Origin of the sequence: Jidongwangia harbinensis, from assembly GCF_020216025.1 — a bacterium.
GTDB classification, from domain to species: Bacteria; Actinomycetota; Actinomycetes; order Mycobacteriales; family Micromonosporaceae; genus Actinoplanes; species Actinoplanes harbinensis.
Genome location: NZ_JAIWNC010000003.1, coordinates 341,290 through 365,149 on the forward strand (window position 1 = coordinate 341,290; position 23,860 = coordinate 365,149).

Sequence of the window (23,860 nt, forward strand, 5' to 3'; positions counted from 1 at the left end):
CGAGGGGTGCAGCATGCCGAAATCAGCCTCCTGGCCGACGCGGCCGGGGATACTGTGCCGCCGGAGTTCACCGCCGCGACGATCTTCACGCAGATCCGCCTGACCAGCCTGATCGCGCTGTTCCTGGTGGTCGCGGCCGCGCTCTATCTGTACGGGGTGTACCGGCTCCGGCAGCGCGGGGACGGCTGGCCGGCCGGGCGCACGGTGGCGTTCCTGCTCGGCGGCCTGGGCTCGATCGCCGCGGTCACCGTGACCGGCATCGAGGCGTACGACACCACACTGCTGTCCGTGCACATGGTGCAACACATGGTGCTGACCATGGTCGGCCCGATCTTCCTGGCCCTCGGTGCGCCGGTCACGCTGGCCCTGCGCAACCTGCGGGTACGCCCGCGCAAGCTGCTGCTCGCCGTGCTGCACAGCCGGGTCGCCCGGGTGCTGACGTTCCCGCTGGTGGCATTCGGGCTCTTCATCGCGAACCCGTTCATCCTGTACTTCACCGACGTCTACCGGGCCACGCTGGAACACGCCTGGCTGCACGAGCTCGTCCACGTGCACTTCATCGTGACCGGCTGCCTGTTCTTCTGGCCGCTGCTCAGTCAGGACCCGCTGCCGAACCGCTGGCCGTACCCGGCCCGCGCCCTGCTCATGGTGCTGTCCGTGCCGTTCCACACGGTGTTCGGGCTGACCATCATGCAAAGTCAGACCCTGCTCGGCGGCGACTGGTACCCGAACCTGCACCTGACCTGGGCCGACCCGCGCAGCGACCAGGTCGTCGCGGGCGGCATCCTGTGGGCCGGCGGCGAGATCGTCAGCGTCACCATGCTCGGCATCCTGGTGCTGCAGTGGATCCGCCAGTCCGAGCGCGAGGCCCGCCGCACCGACCGGGCGCTGGACCGCGCCGAGGCCGAGGCCGCGCGGGCCGACACGGACGCGGTCGGGCCACGGGCTGATTAGCCGATTCGGTACGATCAGCGCGCAGCCATGGCGTTCCCCTCGAGGAGCTGGATCACCCGATGAGCGACAAGTACACCGTCCTGCTCTACAGCGACGACGTCGCCGTGCGCGACAAGATCCGGCTGGCCATCGGTCCCCGGCCCGCGGCCGACCTGTCGATCGAGTTCGTCGACGCGTCGACCTGGGAGGACTGCCGCCGGCTGCTCGACGACTACGAGATCGACCTGATGATCCTGGACGGCGAGGCGGCCCCCGCGGGCGGTCTCGGCATCGCCCGCCAGGTCAAGGACGAGTACGCCGAGCCCCCGCCCACCTGCGTCGTGATCGCCCGCGCCGCGGACCGCTGGCTGGCCGCGTTCGCCCAGGTGGACCACACCCTGATGTACCCGCTGGACCCGGTGACCACCGGCCAGGCCGTGGCCGGCATGATCCGCGCCCGGCGCAACGGCGTGGTGCCGCTCGGCACCCTCGGCACGCTCGGCTGACCCGACCCAGTCCCGCCGTACCCCCCGACGGAGGCCCACCATGGGCGCACGCACCTGGCCCAACCTGCTGAGCGCCCTGCTCCGCGGCGAGGAACTCGACGCACCGGACACCGCCTGGGCGATGGGCGAGATCATGGCCGGCAACGCCACCCCGGTCCAGGTGTCCGGCCTGGCGGTGGCGCTGCGGGCCAAGGGCGAGACGCCCGGCGAGCTGGCCGGCCTGGTCGACGCGATGCTGGCCAACGCCACCCCGGTGGACCTGCCGGACGAGTTCCGCACCGACGCCGTGGACGTGGTCGGCACCGGCGGTGACCGGGCCCACACCGTGAACATCTCCACCATGGCCGCGATCATCGTGGCGGCGGCCGGCGTCCGGGTGGTCAAGCACGGCAACCGCGCCGCCTCGTCCGCCTGCGGCACCGCCGACCTGCTGGAGCACTTCGGCATCCCGCTCGACCTGGGCCCCGCCGGCGTGCTGCGCACCGTGTCCGAGGCCGGCATCGGCTTCTGCTTCGCCGCCCGCTACCACCCCGGCATGCGGCACGCCGCCGTCCCCCGGCGCGAGCTGGGCGTACCCACGTTCTTCAACATGCTCGGCCCGCTCACCAACCCGGCCCGGCCGACGTCCGCCGCGGTCGGCTGCTTCGACCTGCGGATGGCCCCCGTGATGGCCGAGGTGTTCGCCCGACGCGGCGACTCCGCCCTGGTCATGCGCGGTGAGGACGGCCTCGACGAGTTCACCACGGCGGCGCCGACCCGGGTGTGGATGGCCCGCGTCGGCAAGGTCGAGGAGTCCGTGGTCGACGCCGTCGACCTGGGCCTGCCCCGCAGCGCACCGGGCGACCTGCGCGGCGGGGACGCCGAGTTCAACGCGGACGTGGCCCGGCGCATCTTCGCCGGCGAGACCGGGCCGGTACGGGACGCGGTCCTGCTCAACGCGGCGGCCGCGTTCGCGGCGCATGCGGGCTTCCCGGGTGAGTTTCGCGACACCATGCGGGCCGGCATCGTCCGGGCCGGGCAGGCGGTGGACTCGGGGGCGGCCACGGCGCTGCTGGACCGGTGGGTGACCGCGGCACAGGCCGCCAAGGCCGCCGAGTCCGACTGAGCTAACCTCGCGGGCCGCGGTCCCTGCGGCTTCGGGTCAGGCAGCCTGGCCACGCTGGGGAAGCAGCCGCCTCGCCCACTCGGACCGCCTGCTCACTCGGCCCGCCCAGACCGCCTGATCACTCGGCCTGCTCACTCGGCCTGCCCAGACCGCCTGCTCACTCGGCCTGCCCTGCCCAGACCGCCTGATCAGGCCGCCTGCTCACTCGGCCTGCCCAGAGCGCCTGCTCAGGCCGTCTGCTCAGGCCGCCTGCTCACTCCGGTCGCTGATTAGCGAGGCAGCCTCGCGAGGCAGCCTCGTGTTTCGTTGGCCGACACGCCGATCGGCCTCCCCCGCGTTTCCTGGTGTCCATGGCAGCGTCAGAATGACAACCGGGTAATTCCACCTTCCGACTGCCGACGAAGAGGAGCCACCCGTGAAAGAGCGCGAACAACGCTGCATCATCTGCAACGGCGACATGCTCTTCGAGGTGCCGCCGTGCGGCGACGGGCACGACGACGAGTGCCCCGAGTTGGTCTGCACCCGGTGCGGTGCGGCCGAACTGCTCGTCCCCGTCACGGTGCACCTGCTGCAGACCCGGCGGAAGGGGCAGGTCGCCCCGCAACAACGGCGCGCCGCCTGATCCCCCACCGCCCTGCTTCGATCTTGGAGTTGTGGACGGAGAGCTACGTCCCATTGGCATTGTGCGACCACCACAACTCCAAGATCGGCGGAAGCCGGGCAGCCGAGGCCAGCTCGCGGTTGCTGGGACGAGGCCGTTGGCACGGTCGAACCGTCACTAACCGGGTCTCGTTGCTCGAATGCCACCGGGTGCGGCGTCGGATCGGCGGCGCTCGTGACCGTTATGCGTCATTCGAGCGGTAGATCTTGGAGGCTGAGGCAGATCTTGGCGCGGGAACGCCCCTCCAGGGGCCATTTCGCTCCAAGATTCGGCCCAGTCTCCAAGATCTCCCCGCGTAGCGGCAGGCTGCGCGCGTGGTGGCACGGCTGCGCGCGTGGTGGCACGGCTGCGCGCGTGGTGGCACGGCTGCCCGCGTGGTGGCACGGCTGCCCGCGTGGTGGCACGGCTGCCCGCGTAGCGGCAGGCTGCCGCTTGATGACACGGCTGCGCGCGTGGTGGCACGGCTGCCCGCGTGGTGGCACGGCTGCCCGCGTAGTGACACGGCTGCCCGCGTAGTGACACGGCTGCCCGAGTGACCGGCACGACTGCGCGCGTGTGGCACAGCTACCGCGTGGCAGCACGGCTACCGGGTGGCGGCACCGCTGCCGCGTGGCAGCACGGCTACCGCGTGGCGGCACCGCTGCCGCGTGACAGCTCGGCTGCCGCGTGACAGCTCGGCTACCGCGTGACAGCTCGGCTGCCGCGTGACGGCACTGGTCCGCGGCGATACATACGCAAGGGCCCGGACCCCCACCAGGGGATCCGGGCCGCTCGTCGTGCGAAAGCGTCAGTGTTCCGCCGTGTGGCGGGTGCCGCTGTAGTACTCGAACAGCAGCCCGCAGGCCGCGAAGATCACCATGACCAGACCCAGGGTGATCAGCCACCACTGCCAGTACACCAGGCCCAGGCCGGCCACCGACGCGGCCAGCGCCAGGCCGAAGGGCCAGTAGCTGCCCGGGCTGAAGAAACCGATCTCGCCCGCACCCTCGGCGATCTCGCCGTCCGCCCGGTCCTCGGGGCGCAGGTCGATGCGCCGGGCGACGAACCAGAAGAAGCCGCCGCACATGAGGCAGAGCAGGCCGGACAGGATGAGCGCCACGGTGCCCACCCACTCGGTCTGGCCGACCTCGCCCTTGGTGTAGAGGCCGTAGACGATCGCGCATCCGAACAGGAAGACGGCGACGCCGGAGAAGATCTTGTACTCGGTCTTCACGTTGTCCCCTACTTCCCTGCGGTGACTTCGCCGGACTTGTTCCAGCTCTGCGTCTGCCGGCGGGTGTCGAACGGCCGGGTGGTGACCGCGAACCGGTCGTCACCGGTGAAGCCGATGGCAGCCATCGCGTCGGCGGTGGAGGCACCCCCACGCTTGGCGGCGAGGTACTGGTCGAACCGCTCCGGGGAGACCACGACCAGCTCGAACTGCATGAACGCGTGGTACGTGCCACAGAGTTCGGCGCAGCGGCCGACGTACCGGCCCTCCTTGTCGAGGGTCACCTCGAACGAGTTGCGCACGTTGCCGGGGAACACGTCCCGCTTGAACAGCATCTCGGGCACCCAGAACGAGTGGATGACGTCCCGGCTGGTCTCCTCGAACCGGACCTTCTTACCGGTCGGCAGCACCAGCAGCGGAATCACGTCGTCGGTGCCGAGCGTGGAGGCGACCGTGTCGGCCTCGGGCCCGACGCCGTCGCGGTAGTTGAACTGCCAGTTCCACTTGAACGCGACCACCTCGACCACCTGGTCGGGGTTGCGCGACATCTTGTCGACGTCGGTCTGCACGATCGCGGTGTAGTAGAAGAGCACCGCGACGATCAGGATCGGGGTGACCGTGTAGAGCGTCTCCATCGGCATGTTGAACCGGGTCTGCACAGGCAGTTCGTCGCTGCGCTTGCGGTACCGGATCACGCACCAGAAGATCAGGCCCCAGACGAGGACACCGACGGCGAGCGCGGCGATGGTCGAGGCGATCCACAGGTCGTACATGCTGTGGGCCTGCAGCGTGATGCCTCTGCCCGGCCAGCCGAAGTGGCCGAAGGCCTTGCCGACGCCGTCCACGGAACAGCCCGCCAGCAGGGGCAGCAGCGTCGCCACGACGACACCGAACCCGGCGAGCCGGGTTGCCCGTGGCCGTGCGGCCGTACTCTTTACGCCCACCTGCTCCTGCCTCCTATGCAGCACGCCGGAGTGCCGATCCGGACACCGGCGCCAAGGCGTCACCGACGGTCGCACATTACTCGACCTGGCCCTACCGTCCGGGTCGGGGGTCCGATCTTCGTGCGCTCGTGCATACCCCCGGATTACCGGACGATACCGTTCCTGGCGTGGAAGACACGGGCGTTCCCGCCGGTGCGGCGGCATACCTGGACGCGGCCACGGCCGCGCCGCTGCATCCGGTGGCACGGCAGGCGCTGCTGGCGGCACTCGACGACGGCTGGCCCGACCCGGACCGGCTCTACGCGAGCGGTCGCCGGGCACGCCGGCTGCTGGAGGCGGCACAGGCCGCGACCGCGGAGAGTCTGGGGGTACGCCCGGACGAGCTGTCCTTCTGGCCCTCCGGCACCGCCGCGGTGCACGCCGCGATCCTGGGCGGGCTGGCGGGCCGGGAGCGGGCCGGGCACACGCTGGTGCACTCGGCGATCGAACACTCCGCGGTACTGCACGCCGCGGCCCGGCACGCCACAGCCCGCGTCGGTGGAACACCACGGTCGTCATCCGGGCCCGATGACGACGCTGGTGTGCCACTGGAGCGCTCCAGTGGCACACCACCGCACAACCGCCCCTCCGTCCCGGTCGGGGTGGATCTGCGCGGACGGCTGGACCTGGACGCCTGGCGGGCCGCGGTGGCCGCGCCCGGGGTGGCGCTGGCCAGCCTGATCAGCGCGAGCCACGAAGTCGGCACGGTGCAACCGGTGGCGGCGGCCGCGGAGGCCTGCGCGGAGGCCGGGGTGCCGCTGTACGTCGACGCCGCGCAGTCGGTGGGGCGGGTCCCGGTGCCGCCGCAGTGGTCACTGCTGACCGCGAGCGCGCACAAGTGGGGCGGGCCGCCCGGGGTCGGCCTGCTGGTGGTGCGGAAGGGGACGCGCTGGCGGTCGCCGTACCCCGGTGACGACCTTTATCGGCCGCGCGCGGCCGGTGCGCCGGACCTGCCGGCGATCGTGGCGGCGGCGGCGTCGCTGCGGGCGGTGCTCGACGCGGCCGCGGCCGAGGCGGTACGCCTGTCCGCGCTGGTGGACCGCATCCGGGACACGGTGTCGCGGACCGTGCCGGACGTGGAGGTGGTGGGCGACCCGGTGGACCGGCTGCCGCACCTGGTGACGTTCTCCTGCCTGTACGTCGACGGCGAGGCCCTGCTGCACGCCCTGGACCGGCACGGGTTCGCGGTCTCGTCCGGCTCGTCGTGCACGGCGTCGACGCTGCGGCCCAGTCACGTGCTGGAGGCGATGGGCGTGCTCAGCCACGGCAACGTGCGGGTGTCGCTGCACGCCGGCACCACGGAGGCGGACGTGGACCGGTTCCTCGCGGTGCTGCCGGGCGTGGTGGCGGACCTGCGGACGGAGGTTGGGCTGTGATCGAGCTGGACTGTCTGGGGCGGCGGTGTCCGCTGCCGATCATCGAGCTGGCGAAGGCGGTCCGGACGGTGGAGGTGGGTGACGTGGTGCGGGTGCTGGCCGACGACCCGGCCGCGGCCAACGACATCGCCGCGTGGTGCCGGATGAAGGGCCAGGAACTGGTCAGCGCCGCGGACACCGCGTTCGAGGTGCGCCGGATCAGCTGAGGTACGCCACCACGGGCGGCACCGGCTCCGTCGCCAGGTGGGTGTCGACCACCAGCCGCGGCCCGAGGTACGGCTCGTACTCGCTGCGGCGTTCCAGTACGCGCACCCAGTCCGGGACGCCGTCGTGGTCGCGGGCCGCGTACCGGGCCTCGACCCGGCGGCGGTGTTCGGCGTCGTCGCCGCAGACCACCTCGACGACGCGCAGCGGCACCCGGAGCCGGTCGGCCAGGTCGACCCAGAGGTCCCGGGCCGACCGGACCGGATTGACCGCGTCGATGATCACGTGGTGGCCGATCCGCAACTGGACCTCGGCGAGCGCGGCGACCACGCCGTACGCCGCGTAGCCGGGACGGGCCTCGGCGACGTCGTACCGCTGCAGCGTGAAGTCGACCGTGTCCACCGGGAGCACGGCGGCGGGCAGCTCCGCGGCCACCCGGGCGGCGAGTGTGCTCTTGCCGACCCCGGGCAGCCCAGCGAAGACCGCCAGCACCATCAGGGCAGGTGCGGCTGGATCTCGGCGGCGGCGGCGTCGCCGTACGAGTCGGCGAAGCGCTTCACGAAGAAGTCGCTGCGCACCTCGTATTCCTGGGGGCCGACCGTCTCCAGCACCAGGGCCGCGATCAGCGAGCCCACCTGGGCGGCCCGTTCCAGTCCGACGCCCCAGCCGATGGCGGCGAAGAAACCGGCCCGGAAGCCGTCGCCGACGCCGGTCGGGTCGTCCGGGATGACGTCGCGGGCGACCGGCACGTGGATCCGCTCGATGCCGCGGCCGGTGATCTCGACGCCGTCCCGGCCCTGGGTGGTGACCCGGATCTTGACGTGTTCCAGCACCTGGTCGCTGCTCAGGCCGGCCTTCGTCTCGAGCAGCGAGCGCTCGTAGTCGTTGGTCAGCAGGTATTCCGCGCCGTCGATCAGCGTCATCACGTCGCTGCCCTCCATGCGGGCGAGCTGCTGTGACGGGTCGGCGGCGAACCGCAGGCCCCGGGCCCGGCACTCCTGCGAGTGGCGGATCATCGCGGCCGGGTCGTTCGCGCTGATCAGCACGAGGTCGAGGCCGCCGGCCCGGGCGGCCACCGGGGCCAGCTCGATGTTGCGGGCCTCGGCCATGGCGCCGGCGTAGAAGGAGGCGATCTGGTTGAGGTCGTCGTCGGTGGTGCAGACGAACCGGGCGGTGTGTGCGACCTCGCTGACGTGCACGGAGTCGCAGTCGACGCCGTGCCGTTCCAGCCAGGACCGGTAGTCGGCGAAGTCGGCACCGACGGCACCCACCAGGATCGGCCGGAGGCCGAGCTGGCCCAGGCCGAAGGCGATGTTCGACGCCACGCCGCCCCGGCGGACCACCAGGTCGTCGACGAGGAAGGACAGCGACACCTTGTGCAGCTGGTCGGCGATGAGCTGGTCGGCGAACTTGCCCGGGAAGTGCATCAGGTGGTCGGTGGCGATCGAGCCGGTGACCGCGATCTTCATGGTGGCCCTCGAGGTCGGGAACGGGGGGCGTACGCCGAGAGCCTACCGGGACGATGCCTGCCGGACATCCCGCGGACATGCCGAAGGCCGCCCCGGGGGGCGGCCTTCGGGTCGGATCAGCGACTGATCAGTGGAACGAGTCGCCGCACGCGCACGAGTTCTGCGCGTTCGGGTTGTCGATGGTGAAGCCCTGTGCGTCGATCCGGTCCGCGAAGTCGATCGTGGCGCCGGCCAGATAAGGCGAACTCATCCGGTCGACCACGACCTCCACGCCGTCGAAGTCGGCGACGACGTCGCCGTCCAGCGACCGCTCGTCGAAGAACAGCTGGTACCGCAGGCCGGAGCAGCCGCCCGGCTGCACGGCAATGCGCAGGCGCAGATCGTCGCGCCCTTCCTGCTCGATCAGGGCCTTGACCTTCACGGCCGCGACATCGGTCAAGATGACGCCGGTCGGCGCGGCGGTGACGGCCTCGGTCGACTCGGTGTGCGCTTCAGTGGTCACGTGCGTTTCTCCTGCCGGTGCGGATGGTCTTCCGTAATCGACAACGCTAGCCCTACCGCGGATGATTCCCAATCGGTAGCGCGATGACGTCACCCACTACCGGCTCCATTGGCGGGCCAGCCGGGCGCCGATCTCACCCAGTCCGCGGGCCGCCTCCGCCATCGCCCGCTCCTCGGACCCGAAGTGCTCGACCAGCGAATGCAGCTCGGTGACGCCGGCCGCGGCGGCCTCCCGGTACCCGGTCTCCACCCGCCCGGCCACCACCACGCAGGGCAGGCCGCGGTCCCGGGCACCGCCGGCCACGCCCGCGGCCACCTTCCCGCGCAGGCTCTGATGGTCGAAGGAGCCCTCTCCGGTGATCACCAGGTCCGCGGCGTCCAGCTCGGCTTCCAGCCCGATCAGGCCGGTGACCAGGGAAATCCCGGAAACCACCCGGCCGCCGAGGGCCAGTAGCGCCGCCCCGATGCCGCCGGCCGCGCCGCCGCCGGGGAGGGTGGCCAGCCCGGGTACGCCGAACGCGGTTCCGAGCACGCCCGCGAAGTGCTCCAGTGCCGCGTCCAGCCGCAGCACGTCCTCCCGGCTCGCGCCCTTCTGCGGCCCGTACACGTTGCTGGCGCCGTGCAGGCCGACCAGCGGGTTGTCCACGTCGGTCGCGGCGACCAGCCGGACCTGCCGCAGCTGGGGCCGCCCGGCCAGCGCCTCGGCCGCACCGAGCACCGCTCCCCCGTACGGCAGCGCGTACCCGCCCACGTCCACCGGCCCGGCGCCGAGCGCGGCCAGCATCCCGGCGCCGGCGTCGTTCACCGCGGAACCGCCCAGCCCGACCACCACCTCGGTGGCGCCGGCCTCCACCGCGGCGGCGAGCAGCAGGCCCAGGCCGTACGAGGTGGTGACGTTGGGGTCGCGCTCGGTCTGGTCGAGCAGGTGCAGGCCGCAGGACTGGGCACTCTCCACGTATGCGGTGGCGCCGACCAGCAGGATCTCGCCGGTGACCGGTCGGCCGAGCGGGTCCACGGTCGTGACCGGAAGCCGCCGCCCGCCCAGCGCCTCGGCCAGCACCTCGACGAAACCGGGGCCGCCGTCGGCGAGGGGCCGCAGCACCGTCTCGTCGCCGGGTGCGGACTCGTGCCACCCCGCCGCGAGCGATCGTGCCGCTTCCGAGGCGGTAAGTGTTCCGGCGAACTTGTCGGGGCATATGAGTACGCGCACGACTGCGAACGTAGCGGACCACAGGGATCACCCAGGTTCGGATGCGACCGTGGAACCCGGCACCACTCTGCGAGGAGACACCATGGCATCACTGGTACAGCGCATTCAGATGTTCCTGCGTACCCCGAAGGGTCAGCGCCTTCTCCAGCAGGGCCGGCAGCAGCTCGCCAAGCCGGAGAACCAGGCCCGGGCCCGGAGCATCCTGGCCAAGCTGCAGGGGCGCCGCCGCTGAGTGTCACAGACCACCGCCGGAGCCCGGATCTCCGGGCCCGGCGCTGTGGAACCATGGGCTCGTGACGTCGACCTGGACCGAACCCGCCAACACCGCGTTGTCCCTGCTGTTGCTGGGCCGCGACACCGACCCCGCCAGCGAGCGCGGCGTCGACTGCCCCGGTGACCTGCCCGCGCCCAGCGACCCCGACCTGGTGGCCCGGGCCACCGCCGCCAAGGCCGCGCTCGGCGACCGGGTGTTCGTGCTCGGGCACCACTACCAGCGCGACGAGGTCATCCAGTTCGCCGACGTCACCGGGGACTCGTTCAAGCTGGCTCGGGAGGCCGCCGCCCGGCCCGCGGCCGAGTTCATCGTGTTCTGCGGCGTGCACTTCATGGCGGAGAGCGCCGACATCCTGACCGGCCCGGACCAGCGGGTGGTGCTGCCCGACCTGGCGGCCGGCTGCTCGATGGCCGACATGGCGGTGCTGGGGCAGGTGGAGACGGCCTGGGAGCAGTTCACCGACCTGGGCATCGCGGACGACATCGTCCCGGTGACGTACATGAACTCATCGGCCGACATCAAGGGCTTCGTCGGCCGCAACGGCGGCACGGTCTGCACCTCGTCCAACGCCGAGCGCGCGTTGACCTGGGCCTTCGAGAGCGGCTCGAAGGTCTTCTTCCTGCCCGACCAGCACCTGGGACGCAACACCGCGGTGCTGGAGATGGGGCTGACGCTGGACGACTGCGTGCTCTACGACCCGCACAAGCCGAACGGCGGCCTCACCGCCGAGCAGCTGCGCGCGGCGAAGATGATCCTCTGGCGCGGGCACTGCTCGGTGCACGGCCGGTTCACCCTGGACAGCGTCCGTGAGGTACGCGAGCGGGTGCCCGGCGTGAACGTGCTGGTGCACCCGGAGTGCCGGCACGAGGTGGTGCGGGCGGCCGACCAGGTCGGCTCGACCGAATACATCATCAAGGCCCTGGACGCGGCCCCGGCCGGCTCGGCGTGGGCGGTGGGCACGGAGCTCAATCTGGTACGCCGGATGGCGCTGGCCCACCCGGACAAGCAGATCATGTTCCTGGACCGGGCGGTCTGCTACTGCTCCACGATGAACCGCATCGATCTGCCGCACCTCGTCTGGTCGCTGGAGGAGCTGGTGGCCGGCCGCGTGCCGAACCAGATCACGGTCGACCCGGACACCGCACACCATGCGCGGGTCGCGCTGGATCAGATGCTCGCGCTTCCCTAATTCGTCACGGTACGTAACCGGCAGTTGCCCGTACGCACGGGCCTGTCTTTCTGTTGTCTTAAACATCAGCAATTCCTGCCTCCCTGAGCCTTCTGGTGATTTCTGCTCTGGTCACGCAGGGCTATGCTGCCCGGGCGGCTGCCGTGGGTCCCCCACCCGCCGGCGCACCCCCTCGTACTCGCCGGGCGGTCTTCCCGCCCCTTCTGGAGGTTGCTTTGAGCGACGACGTCCTGGTCGTGCACGGCGGAGCGCCGCTGCACGGACAGATCCGGGTCCGTGGCGCCAAGAACCTGGTTTCCAAGGCCATGGTGGCCGCCCTGCTGGGCGAGACACCGAGCCGGTTGTTCGACGTACCCCGCATCCGTGACGTGGAGGTCGTCAGCGGCCTGCTCGAACTGCACGGCGTCAAGGTCAGCGACGGCGCCGACGACGGTGAGCTGGTGATGGACCCCAGCCACGTGGAGACCGCCAGCACCGATGAGATCAACGTGCACGCCGGGTCGAGCCGGATCCCCATCCTGCTCTGCGGCCCGCTGCTGCACCGGCTCGGGCACGCGTTCATCCCCGACCTGGGCGGCTGCCACATCGGCCCGCGCCCGATCGACTTCCACATCCAGGCGCTGCGGCAGTTCGGCGCGGTCGTCGACAAGACCCCTGAGGGCATGCACCTCACCGCGCCGAACGGGCTGCACGGCACCAAGCTGGAGCTGCCGTACCCGAGCGTGGGCGCCACCGAGCAGGTGCTGCTCACCGCGGTCCGCGCGGAGGGCGTCACCGAGCTGCGCAACGCCGCGGTGGAGCCGGAGATCGTCGACCTGATCTGCGTCCTGCAGAAGATGGGCGCGATCATCACGGTGCACACCGACCGGGTCATCGAGATCCAGGGCGTACCGCGGCTGCACGGCTACACCCACCGCCCGATCCCGGACCGGATCGAGGCCGCCAGCTGGGCCGCCGCCGCGCTGGCCACCCGCGGCAACGTCGAGGTGCTCGGCGCCCGGCAGGCCGACATGATGACGTTCCTGAACGTGTACCGCTCCATCGGCGGCGAACTCGAGATCGCCGACGAACGGGTCGGGCGGCCCGGGGTGACCGGCCACGAGGGCGGCATCCGGTTCTGGCACCCCGGCGGCGAGCTGCAGGCGGTGGCGCTGGAGACGGACGTACACCCGGGCTTCATGACCGACTGGCAGCAGCCGCTGGTGGTCGCGCTGACCCAGGCCCGCGGCCTGTCGATCGTCCACGAGACGGTGTACGAGCAGCGGCTCGGCTACACCGAGGCGCTGAACCAGATGGGCGCCACCATCCAGGTCTACCGCGACTGTCTGGGCGGCACCCCGTGCCGGTTCGGCCGGCGCAACTTCAAGCACTCCGCGGTGATCGCCGGCCCGTCCAAGCTGCACGCCGCCGACCTGGTGATTCCCGACCTGCGGGCCGGCTTCAGCCACCTGATCGCGGCGCTGGCCGCGGAGGGCACCTCCCGGGTGTACGGAGTCGACCTGATCAACCGCGGGTACGAGGACTTCGAAGGCAAACTGGCGGCGCTCGGCGCCCACGTCGAGCGGCTCTGATCGAGCCCCCGGCGGCGCGGTGTAGGCCGCGTCGCCGGGCTTGGCTACGCTTCTGGGGTGTCCTCGCTTTTTCGCCGCAGCAAGTCCGCCGACGTCGCCGACTCCGTGACCACCACCGAGCCGGCGGAGCCGTCTGCGCCCCGGCCGAAGGGCTACACGCCCAGCAAGAAGGAACTCGGGGTGGCCACCCCGAAGCGGAACAGCAACCAGCGCCGGGCGGCCGAGCCCGCCCCGTCCAACCGGCGCGAGGCCTACAAGCAGATGCGGGCCCGCCAGCGCGCGGAGCGCGCCGAGGCCGCCGAGGGCATGCGGGCCGGCGACGAGCGGTACCTGCTGGCCCGGGACCGCGGTCCGGAGCGGGCCCTGGTCCGCAACATCGTCGACTCCCGCCGCACCGTCGGCACCTGGTTCTTCGCCGGCGCGATCATCGTGCTGCTGGGTTCCTCGACCCGGATGCCGATGCCGGTCCAGATCGCGTCGAACCTGCTGTGGGCGCTGCTCGCGGTCGGCGTCATCCTGGACAGCTGGCTGATCGCGCGGCGCACCCGGCGCCTGGTCAAGGAGCGTTTCCCGAACACCACGCAGCGGATGGGGTCGCTGTACCTGTACGGGATCATGCGCGGCCTGACGTTCCGCCGCATGCGCGTGCCGAAGCCGAAGATCGAACTGGGCACCAAGGTCTGAGCCACGATCGGACCCGGTGACGGGTCACGACCCCCGTCACGGGACGCCGGCGAGGCGGAGCAGCGCCGTGGTGGCCGCCGCCGCGACGACCACCACCACGAACGGCGCCCGGCGCCAGGCCAGCAGGGCGCCCACCGCCACTCCCGCCGGGCGCGCCACACCGGCGAACCTGGAGCCCTCCATCAGGGCCGCGGTGAGCGCGAGCGCCGCCAGCAGTGCCGCCGCGGCCATCGGCAGCAGCCGCTGCAGCGAGCCGGACAGTTCCAGCCGGTCGGCGAGGACCACCCCGGCCAGCCGCATCGTGTACGTCCCGACGGCCAGCGCCAGAACCGCCGCGATCACCATGCCGCCTCCCGCTCCCCCACCGGGTTGTCACCGGCGGTCTCCGCGCCCTCGGGCGTTCCGCCACCCCACCGCCGGGGCAGGAGCAGCACACCGAGCCCGAGCAGCGCGCACAACACCGGCAACCCGGCCGGCAGGACCGGCGTGGCCAGGACCGCGATGCCCGCCCCGGCGAGCGCCACCAGCCGCACCTGCCGGTCCCGCAGCGACGGCAGGATCAGCGCGATCAACCCGGCCGGGAAGGCCGCGTCCAGGCCCAGCGCGGCCGGATCGCCGGTGGCCCCGCCGAGCAGGACCCCCAGCGCGGTGCCGGCGTTCCAGCTGGTGAACAACGTGATGCCGATCAGCCAGTAGACCCGGCGCCGCCGCAGCGGGTCCTTCTCGGCCAGCGTGAACGCGACCACCTCGTCGGTCATCAGGTGGCTGCCGATCAGGCGGTCCCGCCAGCGGGTGCCGACGGTGTCCGACACGGCCAGGCCGAACGGCAGGTGGCGGGCGTTCAGCAACAGCCCGGCGAACACGGCGGCGATCGGGTTCCCGGCGGCGATCAGGCCGACCGCGAGGAACTGGGCGCCGCCCGCGAACACCACCGTGGACATGGCGAACGGGATCCAGGTGGGCAGCCCGTACGCGATGGTGATGGCGCCGAACGACGCGCCCACCGCGATCATGGCGAGCGCGATGGCGCCGGCGTCCCGGAGCAGTGCCCGGTCCGTGGCTTTCGTTCGGCCTGCCGTACGCATAGATTGAAATATTGAACGGCCGTCCGCCGTTCGTCAAACCGAACGTTTCGACCGATGGAGCGAACGTTGCACGAACCCGCGCCTCCGCTGGCGACCATCGCCGCAGCTCTGCGGCGCGAACGCGAACGCGTCGGCGTCTCCATCGCGGAGCTGGCCCGGCGTGCCGGTGTGGCGAAGTCCACGCTCTCCCAACTCGAGGCCGGCACCGGCAATCCCAGCATCGAGACGCTGTGGTCGCTGGGCGTCGCGCTCGGCGTCCCGTTCAGCCGGCTGGTCGAGCCGCCGGTGCCGCCGGTACGGGTGATCCGCGCCGGCGAAGGGCCGCGCCTCGCCTCCGAACAGGCCGACTTCCTGGGCACGCTGCTGTCCGCGGGCTCCCCGCACGCGCGGCGGGACATCTACGTGATGGAGCTGGAGCCGGGGAAGCCACGGCAGGCCGACGCGCACATCCCGGGCAGCATGGAGCACGTCGTGGTGTGCGCCGGGCGGCTCCTGACCGGTCCGGCGGGCGAACCGGTCGAGGTGGGTCCGGGCGACTACATCTCGTTCCCGGGCGACGTGCCGCACCACTACCAGGCGCTGGAGCCGGGCACCTGGGCGGTGCTCGTCATGGACCACCGCTGACCGAGGTGTACAACCGCGCCACCACGTCCTCGATGTCCGGTTCCACCAGCGACAGGTCGCGCACCGGCGCGGACGCCATCAGGGCCGCCACGGCCGCACCGGCGGACACCGTGTCCAGCGCGAACGACACCCGGTGCCGGTCCGCCTCCACCGCGGTGACCGACGCGCCGGGCAGCGTGAACCCGTCCGGCAGCGGCGACTCCAGGTCGACCACCAGGCGGCGGCGGGAACCGTACCGGTCGTGCAGCGCGTCGATCGTGCCGTCATGCACCACCCGGCCGTGGTCGATCACCACCAGCCGCCGGCAGAGCCGCTCGATGTCGGCCAGGTCGTGGGTGGTCAGCACCAGCGTCACGTCGCCCCGGGCACCCAGCTCGGCCAGGAACGACCGCACGGCCTGCTTGCTGACCACGTCCAGCCCGATGGTCGGCTCGTCCAGGAACAGCACCCGCGGGCCGTGCAGCAGCGCCGCGGTCAGCTCGCCGCGCATCCGCTGACCGAGCGACAACTGCCGCACCGGGGTGTCCAGGAAACCGTCCAGGTCCAGCAGCGACCGGCACCGGGTCAGCCGGGCGGCGTGCTCGGCCGGCGGCACCCGGTAGATGTGCCGCAGCAGCGCGAACGACTCCCGCAGGGGCAGGTCCCACCACAGCTGGGAGCGCTGCCCGAACACCACGCCGATCTGCAGCGCCAGCCTGGTGCGCTGCGGCACCGGCGTCAGCCCGCACACCGACACCGTGCCCGCGGACGGGGACAGGATGCCGGTCAGCATCTTCAGCGTGGTCGACTTGCCGGCGCCGTTCGGCCCGATGTACCCGATCATCTCGCCGCCGTCCACGGTCAGGTCGACGCCGTCCACGGCCGGCACGATGCGTTTCTCCCGCCGCAGCCGGCCCGCTTTCACCCGTACCGTGAAATCTTTGCGCAGCCCGCGCATCTCGATCATGCTCATGCTTCCCCCGCCTCGATGAGGTGCGCCGGTCAGGAGCCGGTGCTTCGGTACTGCCGGATGCCGGCCCGCCACATCGCGGCGGCCGCCGCCGCGGCTACCACCGCGACCAGCGGCGTGACATAGCCCGCCCAGGCGGGCAGGCCGAGCGGATCGGCCCGGCCGAGCAGCGCCAGCGCCGGCTGATAGGCCACGAAACCGAAGCCCAGCGCGTACGCGAAGACGGCGCGGAACCAGCCCGAATACACCGGCACCGGATACGACGTGAAGTCCCGCCCGCCGTAGGTGAACGCGCTGCCCAGATCGCCGGAGTCCACCCACCAGAACGCCAGGCTGGCACTGAGCACGAAGATCGACCCGAAGAACACCGCCCCCGCCACCGGCGTCACCACCAGCAGCGCCACCCGGGCCGGCGTCCAGTCCAGGTCGTTGACGACCAGCGCGACCACCAGCACCGATGCGCTCACCGCCAGGCGCAGCAGCTTGCGGAACGGCAGATCCATCAGCAGCAGCTGGCCCATCGCGCTGAGCGGCCGGACCAGGACCGCGTCCATCGTGCCGGCCCGCACGTACGTCTTCAGCCGGTCGATGTTGCCGACCGCGAAGTCGGCCAGCGTGAACGCACACGACGACAGCGCCGCGATCAGGATCGCCTCGGGCAGCGTGAACCCGGCGACCGCGTTCGTCGTGCTGAACAGCACCAGCACGGTGAGCACGTCGAGCGCCGTACTCCCCAGGTTGGTCACCATCTCCACCACGAACGACGCCCGGTACGACACCACCGAACGCAACTGCCCACCGGCCAACGCGGCGTACGCCCGCAGCTCAGCCACCCTGCACCACCAGCTTGCGCTCCGCCCGCCGCTGCACCGCCGCGCACACCGCCAGCAGCACCGCGCAGTGCACCGCCTGCAGCGCCACCAGCGCCACCTGCAGCGCCGGCCCGTCCCGTTCCACCAGCACGTCCAGCGGGGTCTGCAGCAGCCCCGGGAACGGCGTCGCCACCCACAACGTCACGGTCAGCCAGTCCGGCAGCAGGCGCAGCGGGAAGTACAGGCCGGCCAGCACACCCGCGGACAGCATCCAGAGCATGATCGGACCGCGCGCGTCGTGCAGCCAGTACGCGGTCGCGTTGACCAGGAACCGGCAGGCGAAACTGGCCACCACGGCGAGCACCACGGACACCGCGAACAGCGGCACCGTGTACCAGCGCGCCGGCACGTACAGCGGGAAGAAGATCAGGCCCACCACCAGCGGCGGACCGAACCGGGTGAGCATGCCGTGCCCCGCGCGGCCCAGGTCCGCGGCAAGATAGCTGGTCACCGGCGGGACCGGGCGCAACAGGTCGGCGGCCACGTCACCGGTGCGGATCCGGTCGGCAAGCTCGGTCCACCCCCACAGCGCCACCACGCTGAGCAACCCCTGACCCACCCAGACGTACGTGGCCAGCTGCGTCGCGTCGTACCCGCCCGGGCGGCCGCCCGCCACCGCCGCAGCCACCGCCAACAGGACATAGCAGCGCAGGAACCCGAAAACGACATTGGTGAACGATCCGGCTATGGTCGCCTGCCGGTAGGTCGCGTACCGCCGGAAACCCGACCATGCGAGCGCACCGAACGTAGTCACCGACTCCCGGAACGGACTGCTTGGAGAGATCGTGAGCACCCTGGCGTCGAGCCGGTCCACGCCGCTAATCTCCTTCCCAGAACCCCCCGCAGTGGAGCCGGGCGACTTTACCCGGTGGCCCGGCCTGCCACCGCGCCATTTCTGACAAGGTGGGACCCGCGTGACGGAGCGTCACCAGCCATCCGGCGCCCTGACGGGTGCCCGATGAACGGCTGGAGCTCCCACCTGGGCGCGGACCGCTGGGACGACGAGCCGGCCTGGATCTACGAGATCACCTGGGAGTGGGAACCGGTCGGTGACCAGCGCTATCCCGGCGATCCCGGCCACCGGCGCCGGGTCGTGCACACTCCCGTCTACGAGGCCTCCCACGGCATCGACCCGGCCGACCCGCCACCGGAGTTGCCGTCCCGCGCCCCCGTTCCGTACGTCGCTCCCCCGCCCGCGGTCCCGTCGCCGGCCCCGATCCCACCGTCACGCTCCGCCGCGCCTCCGTCGCGCTCCGCCGCACCGGCGTCACGTTCCGCAACGCCGCCGGAGTGGGACCGGCCCGCGTACCCCGAGCCGTCCGCGCCGGCCCGCGACGTACCGTCCTGGAACCGCGCGGTACCGCTGCCGGAGCGGCTGCCGGACGCGTGGGCGGCCCGGCGCCAGCCTGGGAGTGCCGGGGCCCAGCGCGAGGGTGCCGGGGCTCAGCGCGAAGGCCGGCCGGACCGGTACCGGGCCGATCAGCAGTGGTCCGGGCCGGAGCCGCACGGCGGGTCCGGGTGGAACAGCAGCGAGCAGCGGCCGTCACCGCCCCGGCCTCCGGCCGATTCTTGGGGTACGGGCGGGGCTGTTCAGGCAACGCCGCATTCACCAGCGCCTGAGCGGTCGGCTTCCGGGTATCCCGGCGCTGGCCAGCACGGTCCTGGGCAGCACGGTCCTGGCCGGCACGGTCCTGGCCAGCACGGTCCTGGCCAGCACGGTCCTGGCCAGCACGGTCCTGGCCAGCACGGTCCTGGCCAGCACGGTCCTGGCCAGCACGGTCCTGGCCAGCACGGTCCTGGCCAGCACGGTCCTGGCCAGCACGGCTACGACCAATCCGGCTACGGCCAAACCGGCCCCGGCCAGCCTGGCTATGGCCAGCCCGGCCACGCCCAGCCCGGCCACGGACAGGCTGGCCACGCGCAACCCGGCCACGGGCAGTCTGAGCACGGGCAGTCTGGACACGCCCAACCCGGCCACGGGCAGTCTGGGCACGGGCCGTCTGGACAGGGATGGGTGGTGCCCGGCCAGCGGTGGCCGGAGACGGATCCGGACGGTCCGCCCGGGCTGCCGCAACGCACCAGCCGGCGGCAAGACGCGCACGGTGCGCCGGTCCCGCCCGTCTCTCCGGCGTCGCCCTACCGCCAGGGTTGGGCCGACGACCCACGCGGTGTGTCGGGCCCGCCCGGATCGGCCCGGCCGCCGCACTACGATCCCCGGGACACGCCCGCTTCGCCCGCCGCCGCCCGGCCACCCCAGCATGACCCGGGCGCGCCGCCGGGATCGCACCGATCCGGCTACTACGACGACCCGCGCGGCGTCTCCGCACCGCCGGGCCCCATTCGGTACGACGACCCACGTGGCGTCTCCGCGCCGCCGGACCCCATTCGGTACGACGACCCACGTGGCGTCTCCGCGCCGCCGGGACCAACCCGATACGACGACCCGGGCGGCGTATCGGCGCCGCCCGCATCGCAGTGGTCCGGCTACGACGACACGCGCCGGGTGTCGGGACGGCCGGCCGACCCGACGCATGACGATCCGCGCGGTGTGTCGGCGCCGCCGGTCTCGCCCGGGCCCTACTACGGGCGTCCGGCCGCCCCGCCGGCGCGCGATGCCGGTGTCTACGGGTCGCCGGCCGTGCCGCGAGCCGCCGTACCGCCGCCCCGGCCCGTCCCGGGTACCGACCAGCCTGCGCCACCGCGGTCCGGTGCGCGGCCCCCGGTGCCCGGTGCCCCGCAACGCCCGTCGGGCGATGCCGCGCGCCCCCAGCCGGCCGCGCCGTTCCAGGCGACGCCGCCGGTGCCGCAGGACGTGCGCCCGCAGTTCCGGGACCTGCCGCCGTCCCGGCAGGAGATGCCGCCACCGTTCTACGGGGCGCAGGAACCGACGTTGCGGGATACCCGGCCCGGCCCGGTCGCCCATCCGGCGCCACGAGAGTCGCGTCCGACACCGTTCGAACCGCCGACCGATCCCACGATGGCGGTGCCACGCCGCGCCGACGGCACCCCGGTCACCTGGGACCGCCGGCCGAACACCGCCGGGCAGCCCGCGCTGGAGGCACCGCGCCCGCAGCCGCCCGCGCCGGAGGCACCGCGCCCGCAGCCGCCCGCGCCGCCGTGGAAGGCCGCCCGATCGGCCGCCTCCCCGGCCGCCCCGCCGACGGCACGCCCGCAGCCCGCACCCCAGCAACCGGCGTCACCGCAACCAGCTCCGCAGCTGCCGGCATCCCGTCAGCCGGCAGCGCAGCTACCGGCGTCCCGTCAGCCGGCAGCGCAGCTTCCGGCGTCCCCGCGGCCGGCACCACAGCAGGCAGCACCTCAGCAGCCAGCGCCTCAGCAGCCAGCACCACAGCAGCCAGCGCCTCAGCGGCCGGCAGCCCAGCAAGCCGCAGCCCAGGAAGTGGCGCCGTGGCAGCAGCCCGCCGTGCCGCCGCCGGTTCCGCCCCAGCGGGTCGCGCCCGAGTCGGCAGTGCCTCAGCCGTCGGCATCGCACCGGCCCGCACCCCAGTCACCGGCGCCGCCCTGGTCCGAACGCCCGCCGGCACCGCCAGAGGTACCAGCATCGCCGGCGGCACCGTCTCCGTCACCGGCACCTCCGGTGACGCCTCCTCCGCCACCCGCGCCCTCGGCGGCACTGCCACCGGCACCCGCGCCCGCGCCTGAGTGGACTCCGCTGCCGTGGGAGGCCCCGCCGTCACCGATCGACATCCCGGCTCGCCCGGAGACGGCGGCCGTCGCGGACCCCGCGCCGGCGCCGCCCGCCGAAGCGCCCGCTCCCTCGTGGCCGGAGGCGCCCTGGTCGAATCCGACACCGGAACCGTGGCCGGATGCGTCACCGGAGAACACCTCGACGGCGCCCAGCTCGGGCCTTCCGGCCGCGTCGGAGTCGGCTGCGGAGATCGAGGACACCCAGCGGGTGCTCCTGCCCGTCTCCGACGCCGAGTCCGGTCCGCCGGACCGCGACGGCTGGGACGGCACGGCGCTGGACCGGGCCGACGCCCCGGTCACCGGGCCGCCGGCCGTGGACCCGGTCGCGGCGTCACCGTTCGAGGACGGGGAACCGGACGACGAGGTGCCGGAAGCCGGGACCGGCCCGGATCTGGCGATCGAACCGGCGGCGGCCGCCCCGGCCGAGCACCGTTCGATCGAACCCGCCGCGACCACGACAGCGGCGCGGTCCGGATCCGAACCGGTCAGCGGAGGCTCGCCGGCCGGGCCGACGTCGTCGGTGCCGGTGTCGCCGTCCGCGCGGTTCGAGGAACTCTCGGCCGACGCACCCGCGCCTCCGGACGGCGAGGGGCACGGCCTCGGCTGGCTGCTGAACCTGAGTGGCCTGGGTGCGGTCACCCCCGCGCCCGAGGAGGCCGAACCGGAGTCCGCGTCGTCCGTGGCCGTCGAACCGTCGGCGGCGACTCCGGTCAGTGGTGCGCCGAAGAAGCAGAACTGGTTCGCGCCGATCGGCGACACCGAGGAGGCGACGGGCGACACCGAGGAGGCGACGGGCGACACCGAGGAGGCGACGGGCGACACCGAGGAGCCGCCGTCCGCCACGGCGGACCCCACGGACGCGGCGGCAGCGGAGGACCCGGACCCGGCCGGACCAGCGACGGACCCGGTGGACGAGACACCCCGCCCGACCGAACCGGCGGCGACCGCACCACCGGACCCGGCGGCACCGGTTGACGAGACCTCAGACCCGGCCGCACCGGCGAACGAGACACCGGACCCGGCCGCACCGGCGAACGAGACCCCAGACCCGGCCGCACCGGCGAACGAGACACCGGCGTCCGTCGAATCGGCAGACGAAACACCGGACCGGGCCGAACCGGTGGAGGACCGCGAGCCGGCCGAGCGCGCAGCCGCTCCTGCGCCGGGCCCGGTGGCACCCGCCGACCCGGAACCAACCACCGACCCGGAGCCGGAGCCGGAACCGGAACCGGAACCGGAACCGGAACCGGAACCGGAACCAGAACTGCGGGATTCCACCCCGGACCAGTCCCCGGCGAAGGCGGAACACCGGAACGACGCCGCCCCGGAACCGGAGACGGCGGCACCGACCACCGGCCGGCGCACGCCGCCGCCGGACGCCGGGACCGCGTCCCGGCCCGACCGCCCGGCGGCCCGGCAGCCGGGCTCCGGCCCGGACCGGGGTGCGCGCCGGCTCACCGACCCGGAGCAGGTGCTTTCGGCGTACCCCTGGAGGTTCTCGCCGGACACCCTGCGGGAGCAGATCGACGACCCGGAGGAACTGCTGATCGTCCGGGACCGGCTGACCGACAAGCTGGAGTACGCGGAACGCGACGCGGTCCGCGCCCGGCTGCTGAGCCTGCGCGCGGTGGTCTCCCGCGTGCTTGGCGACCTGGACCTGGCGCTGGCCGACGGCCGGGAGGCGCTCGGGCACGCGGAGGCCACCGGTGAGCTGCGGCGCACCGCGATCGTGCAGGCCCGGCTGGCGCACGTGCTGCACTGGGCGGGCGAGTTCGAGGAGGCGGACCGGCTCTACGAGCAGGCCAACTCGGAGGAACTGCCGGACCGGTTGCGCGCCGAGATGTTCGAGCTGGCCGGGCGGTCGGCGTTCGAGCAGGGGCGGCATCTGGAGGCGATGAACCGCTTCGAGCAGGCGCTGTCCGCGCGGCGGGGTGAGGACCCGGAGCTGGTGGCGCGGGTCGAGACGGCGCTGGACGCGGTGCAGGCGCGGGCCCGGAAGGACGGCTGGGGTCCGTACCCGCGCGGTGTTGCGGAGATTCTGCAGGAGCGGCCCGCGCCGCGCCCGCTGCGGGACGAACGGACCGGGCTCTGGGGGTACGTGGGGGCGCTGGCCCCGCAGTTCGCCGAGGTGCAGCCGTTCCGGGAAGGGCTGGCCTGGGTACGGCGACCGGACAGCCGGGCCTGGGACCTGGTCGACGTCGGTGGCCGCCCGGTGGTGGACGCGTCGGCCGGCTACCTGCTGGTGCAGGCGTTCAGTGACGGCCTGGCCTGGGTGTCGCGGGACCAGGCGGGCGGCTGGTTCGGCGTCGACCGCGGCGGCCGGGTGGTGGTGCCGGGTGGGTTCGACGAGGTACGCCCGTTCCGGCGCGGCGTGGCGGCGGTGCGGCGGGCCGGCTGGGGTGCGATCGACCGGCACGGGCGGATCGTGGTGGCGCCCAAGTACCGCGGGTTCGCCACCGCGCTGACCGGGGGCCGCCGGGTGGACGGGTTCACCGACGAGGGGCTCGCCGTGGTGGACGCGGGCGACCGGCTCGGCGTGGTGGACCGCGCCGGGCATCTGCTGGTGGCGCCGGTGCACGCGCGGCTGGTGATCCACCCGGTGGCGTTCCTGATCGGTGACCGGAACGGGCGGTGGGGCGCGCTGGACCGGGACGGCGAACCGCTCATCGACGTGGTGCACCGCACCGAGGGCGATGTGGCCGACGCGATAGACGGATTGCTGGCCGACACGCGTCCGGTGCTGTGA

At 72.9% G+C, this 23,860-nt stretch carries 24 protein-coding genes; 12 read left to right on the top strand and 12 right to left on the bottom strand.

Going from position 1 to position 23,860, the window contains the following annotated elements:
- Positions 1-6 precede the first annotated feature (6 nt).
- From LDL48_RS06330 to LDL48_RS06345, 4 genes are all read left to right on the top strand, one after another.
- Positions 7-954: a cytochrome c oxidase assembly protein gene (locus LDL48_RS06330; RefSeq protein ID WP_225254037.1), complete on the top strand. Its 948-nt coding sequence runs from the start codon at positions 7-9 to the stop codon at positions 952-954.
- A gap of 59 nt (positions 955-1,013) precedes the next feature.
- The gene (locus tag LDL48_RS06335; RefSeq protein WP_225254038.1) at positions 1,014-1,439 is read left to right on the top strand and encodes a hypothetical protein; all 426 of its coding nucleotides are present in this window, start codon (positions 1,014-1,016) and stop codon (positions 1,437-1,439) included.
- Between the two features lie 40 nt (positions 1,440-1,479).
- Complete coding sequence (trpD, locus tag LDL48_RS06340; RefSeq protein ID WP_225254039.1) at positions 1,480-2,544, top strand: anthranilate phosphoribosyltransferase; 1,065 nt, start codon at positions 1,480-1,482, stop codon at positions 2,542-2,544.
- A 415-nt stretch (positions 2,545-2,959) separates the two neighbouring features.
- Positions 2,960-3,166 (top strand): hypothetical protein, encoded by a 207-nt coding sequence (locus LDL48_RS06345; protein ID WP_225254040.1) that lies wholly within the window; start codon positions 2,960-2,962, stop codon positions 3,164-3,166.
- Between the two features lie 826 nt (positions 3,167-3,992).
- Here the strand turns inward: LDL48_RS06345 and LDL48_RS06350 are convergent.
- Together LDL48_RS06350 and ctaC are read right to left on the bottom strand one after the other, a co-directional pair.
- On the bottom strand, positions 3,993-4,418 hold the full coding sequence (locus LDL48_RS06350; RefSeq protein ID WP_225254041.1) for a cytochrome c oxidase subunit 4: 426 nt from the start codon (positions 4,416-4,418) through the stop codon (positions 3,993-3,995).
- A gap of 8 nt (positions 4,419-4,426) precedes the next feature.
- A complete protein-coding gene (ctaC, locus tag LDL48_RS06355; RefSeq protein ID WP_225254042.1) occupies positions 4,427-5,359 on the bottom strand; it encodes an aa3-type cytochrome oxidase subunit II in 933 nt (310 codons plus the stop codon).
- A gap of 167 nt (positions 5,360-5,526) precedes the next feature.
- Here ctaC and LDL48_RS06360 point away from each other — a divergent pair, with 167 nt between their 5' ends.
- Positions 5,527-6,774, top strand: coding sequence for a cysteine desulfurase family protein (locus tag LDL48_RS06360; protein WP_225254043.1), 1,248 nt, complete (start codon positions 5,527-5,529; stop codon positions 6,772-6,774).
- Positions 6,771-6,980: a sulfurtransferase TusA family protein gene (locus tag LDL48_RS06365; RefSeq protein WP_225254044.1), complete on the top strand. Its 210-nt coding sequence runs from the start codon at positions 6,771-6,773 to the stop codon at positions 6,978-6,980. Before LDL48_RS06360 ends, LDL48_RS06365 begins: the two co-directional genes overlap by 4 nt.
- On the opposite strand, the gene LDL48_RS06370 is transcribed toward LDL48_RS06365, so the two are convergent.
- The 4 genes from LDL48_RS06370 to LDL48_RS06385 form a co-directional block, all read right to left on the bottom strand.
- The gene (locus tag LDL48_RS06370) at positions 6,973-7,473 is read right to left on the bottom strand and encodes a P-loop nucleotide/nucleoside kinase family protein (protein ID WP_225254045.1); all 501 of its coding nucleotides are present in this window, start codon (positions 7,471-7,473) and stop codon (positions 6,973-6,975) included. The genes LDL48_RS06365 and LDL48_RS06370 overlap by 8 nt on opposite strands.
- Positions 7,473-8,447, bottom strand: coding sequence for a carbohydrate kinase family protein (locus LDL48_RS06375; RefSeq protein WP_225254046.1), 975 nt, complete (start codon positions 8,445-8,447; stop codon positions 7,473-7,475). Before LDL48_RS06375 ends, LDL48_RS06370 begins: the two co-directional genes overlap by 1 nt.
- A gap of 127 nt (positions 8,448-8,574) precedes the next feature.
- Positions 8,575-8,949 (bottom strand): iron-sulfur cluster insertion protein ErpA, encoded by a 375-nt coding sequence (gene erpA / locus LDL48_RS06380; RefSeq protein WP_225254047.1) that lies wholly within the window; start codon positions 8,947-8,949, stop codon positions 8,575-8,577.
- A gap of 96 nt (positions 8,950-9,045) precedes the next feature.
- Positions 9,046-10,158 carry a glycerate kinase family protein gene (locus LDL48_RS06385; protein ID WP_372472052.1) on the bottom strand — a complete coding sequence of 371 codons (1,113 nt, stop codon included), beginning with the start codon at positions 10,156-10,158 and terminating at the stop codon, positions 9,046-9,048.
- Positions 10,159-10,240: 82 nt separating this feature from the next.
- Between LDL48_RS06385 and LDL48_RS06390 the strand changes: the two genes are divergently transcribed.
- The 4 genes from LDL48_RS06390 to LDL48_RS06405 all read left to right on the top strand — a co-directional run bounded on the left by LDL48_RS06390 (position 10,241) and on the right by LDL48_RS06405 (position 13,876).
- Positions 10,241-10,390: a hypothetical protein gene (locus LDL48_RS06390; protein ID WP_225254048.1), complete on the top strand. Its 150-nt coding sequence runs from the start codon at positions 10,241-10,243 to the stop codon at positions 10,388-10,390.
- 61 nt (positions 10,391-10,451) lie between these two features.
- Complete coding sequence (gene nadA / locus LDL48_RS06395) at positions 10,452-11,621, top strand: quinolinate synthase NadA (RefSeq protein WP_225254049.1); 1,170 nt, start codon at positions 10,452-10,454, stop codon at positions 11,619-11,621.
- A 215-nt stretch (positions 11,622-11,836) separates the two neighbouring features.
- On the top strand, positions 11,837-13,192 hold the full coding sequence (gene murA / locus LDL48_RS06400) for a UDP-N-acetylglucosamine 1-carboxyvinyltransferase (protein WP_308016434.1): 1,356 nt from the start codon (positions 11,837-11,839) through the stop codon (positions 13,190-13,192).
- A 57-nt stretch (positions 13,193-13,249) separates the two neighbouring features.
- Entirely contained in the window at positions 13,250-13,876 is a 627-nt protein-coding gene (locus LDL48_RS06405; protein ID WP_225254050.1) for a DUF3043 domain-containing protein, read from the top strand.
- Between the two features lie 36 nt (positions 13,877-13,912).
- On the opposite strand, the gene LDL48_RS06410 is transcribed toward LDL48_RS06405, so the two are convergent.
- Both LDL48_RS06410 and LDL48_RS06415 read right to left on the bottom strand, forming a co-directional pair.
- Positions 13,913-14,221: an AzlD domain-containing protein gene (locus LDL48_RS06410; protein ID WP_225254051.1), complete on the bottom strand. Its 309-nt coding sequence runs from the start codon at positions 14,219-14,221 to the stop codon at positions 13,913-13,915.
- The gene (locus LDL48_RS06415; RefSeq protein ID WP_225254052.1) at positions 14,215-14,961 is read right to left on the bottom strand and encodes an AzlC family ABC transporter permease; all 747 of its coding nucleotides are present in this window, start codon (positions 14,959-14,961) and stop codon (positions 14,215-14,217) included. The genes LDL48_RS06410 and LDL48_RS06415 overlap by 7 nt, the downstream gene beginning before the upstream one ends.
- 54 nt (positions 14,962-15,015) lie before the next feature.
- On the opposite strand from LDL48_RS06415, the gene LDL48_RS06420 reads away from it, so the two are divergent.
- Complete coding sequence (locus LDL48_RS06420; RefSeq protein WP_225254053.1) at positions 15,016-15,585, top strand: helix-turn-helix domain-containing protein; 570 nt, start codon at positions 15,016-15,018, stop codon at positions 15,583-15,585.
- Here the strand turns inward: LDL48_RS06420 and LDL48_RS06425 are convergent.
- The 4 genes from LDL48_RS06425 to LDL48_RS06440 form a co-directional block, all read right to left on the bottom strand.
- Entirely contained in the window at positions 15,569-16,537 is a 969-nt protein-coding gene (locus tag LDL48_RS06425; RefSeq protein ID WP_225254054.1) for an ABC transporter ATP-binding protein, read from the bottom strand. The two genes, LDL48_RS06420 and LDL48_RS06425, sit on opposite strands and share 17 nt — an antisense overlap.
- Positions 16,538-16,566: 29 nt before the next feature.
- Positions 16,567-17,367, bottom strand: a complete 801-nt coding sequence (locus tag LDL48_RS06430; protein ID WP_225254055.1) for an ABC transporter permease — start codon at positions 17,365-17,367, stop codon at positions 16,567-16,569.
- Positions 17,360-18,160 (bottom strand): ABC transporter permease, encoded by an 801-nt coding sequence (locus LDL48_RS06435; RefSeq protein ID WP_225254056.1) that lies wholly within the window; start codon positions 18,158-18,160, stop codon positions 17,360-17,362. Before LDL48_RS06435 ends, LDL48_RS06430 begins: the two co-directional genes overlap by 8 nt.
- Positions 18,161-19,012: 852 nt before the next feature.
- Positions 19,013-19,354, bottom strand: coding sequence for a hypothetical protein (locus tag LDL48_RS06440; RefSeq protein ID WP_225254146.1), 342 nt, complete (start codon positions 19,352-19,354; stop codon positions 19,013-19,015).
- Between the two features lie 1,968 nt (positions 19,355-21,322).
- On the opposite strand from LDL48_RS06440, the gene LDL48_RS06445 reads away from it, so the two are divergent.
- Complete coding sequence (locus LDL48_RS06445) at positions 21,323-23,860, top strand: WG repeat-containing protein (RefSeq protein ID WP_225254141.1); 2,538 nt, start codon at positions 21,323-21,325, stop codon at positions 23,858-23,860.

What these genes read in the sequence shown, in the direction of transcription:
- trpD (WP_225254039.1), top strand. Translation starts at nt 1,480, where the DNA reads ATGGGCGCACGCACCTGGCCCAACCTGCTGAGCGCCCTGCTCCGCGGC.
- LDL48_RS06415 (WP_225254052.1), bottom strand. Translation starts at nt 14,961, where the DNA reads ATGCGTACGGCAGGCCGAACGAAAGCCACGGACCGGGCACTGCTCCGG.
- LDL48_RS06425 (WP_225254054.1), bottom strand. Translation starts at nt 16,537, where the DNA reads ATGAGCATGATCGAGATGCGCGGGCTGCGCAAAGATTTCACGGTACGG.
- LDL48_RS06335 (WP_225254038.1), top strand. Translation starts at nt 1,014, where the DNA reads ATGAGCGACAAGTACACCGTCCTGCTCTACAGCGACGACGTCGCCGTG.
- LDL48_RS06410 (WP_225254051.1), bottom strand. Translation starts at nt 14,221, where the DNA reads ATGGTGATCGCGGCGGTTCTGGCGCTGGCCGTCGGGACGTACACGATG.
- LDL48_RS06420 (WP_225254053.1), top strand. Translation starts at nt 15,016, where the DNA reads ATGGAGCGAACGTTGCACGAACCCGCGCCTCCGCTGGCGACCATCGCC.
- LDL48_RS06370 (WP_225254045.1), bottom strand. Translation starts at nt 7,473, where the DNA reads ATGGTGCTGGCGGTCTTCGCTGGGCTGCCCGGGGTCGGCAAGAGCACA.
- LDL48_RS06375 (WP_225254046.1), bottom strand. Translation starts at nt 8,447, where the DNA reads ATGAAGATCGCGGTCACCGGCTCGATCGCCACCGACCACCTGATGCAC.
- LDL48_RS06390 (WP_225254048.1), top strand. Translation starts at nt 10,241, where the DNA reads ATGGCATCACTGGTACAGCGCATTCAGATGTTCCTGCGTACCCCGAAG.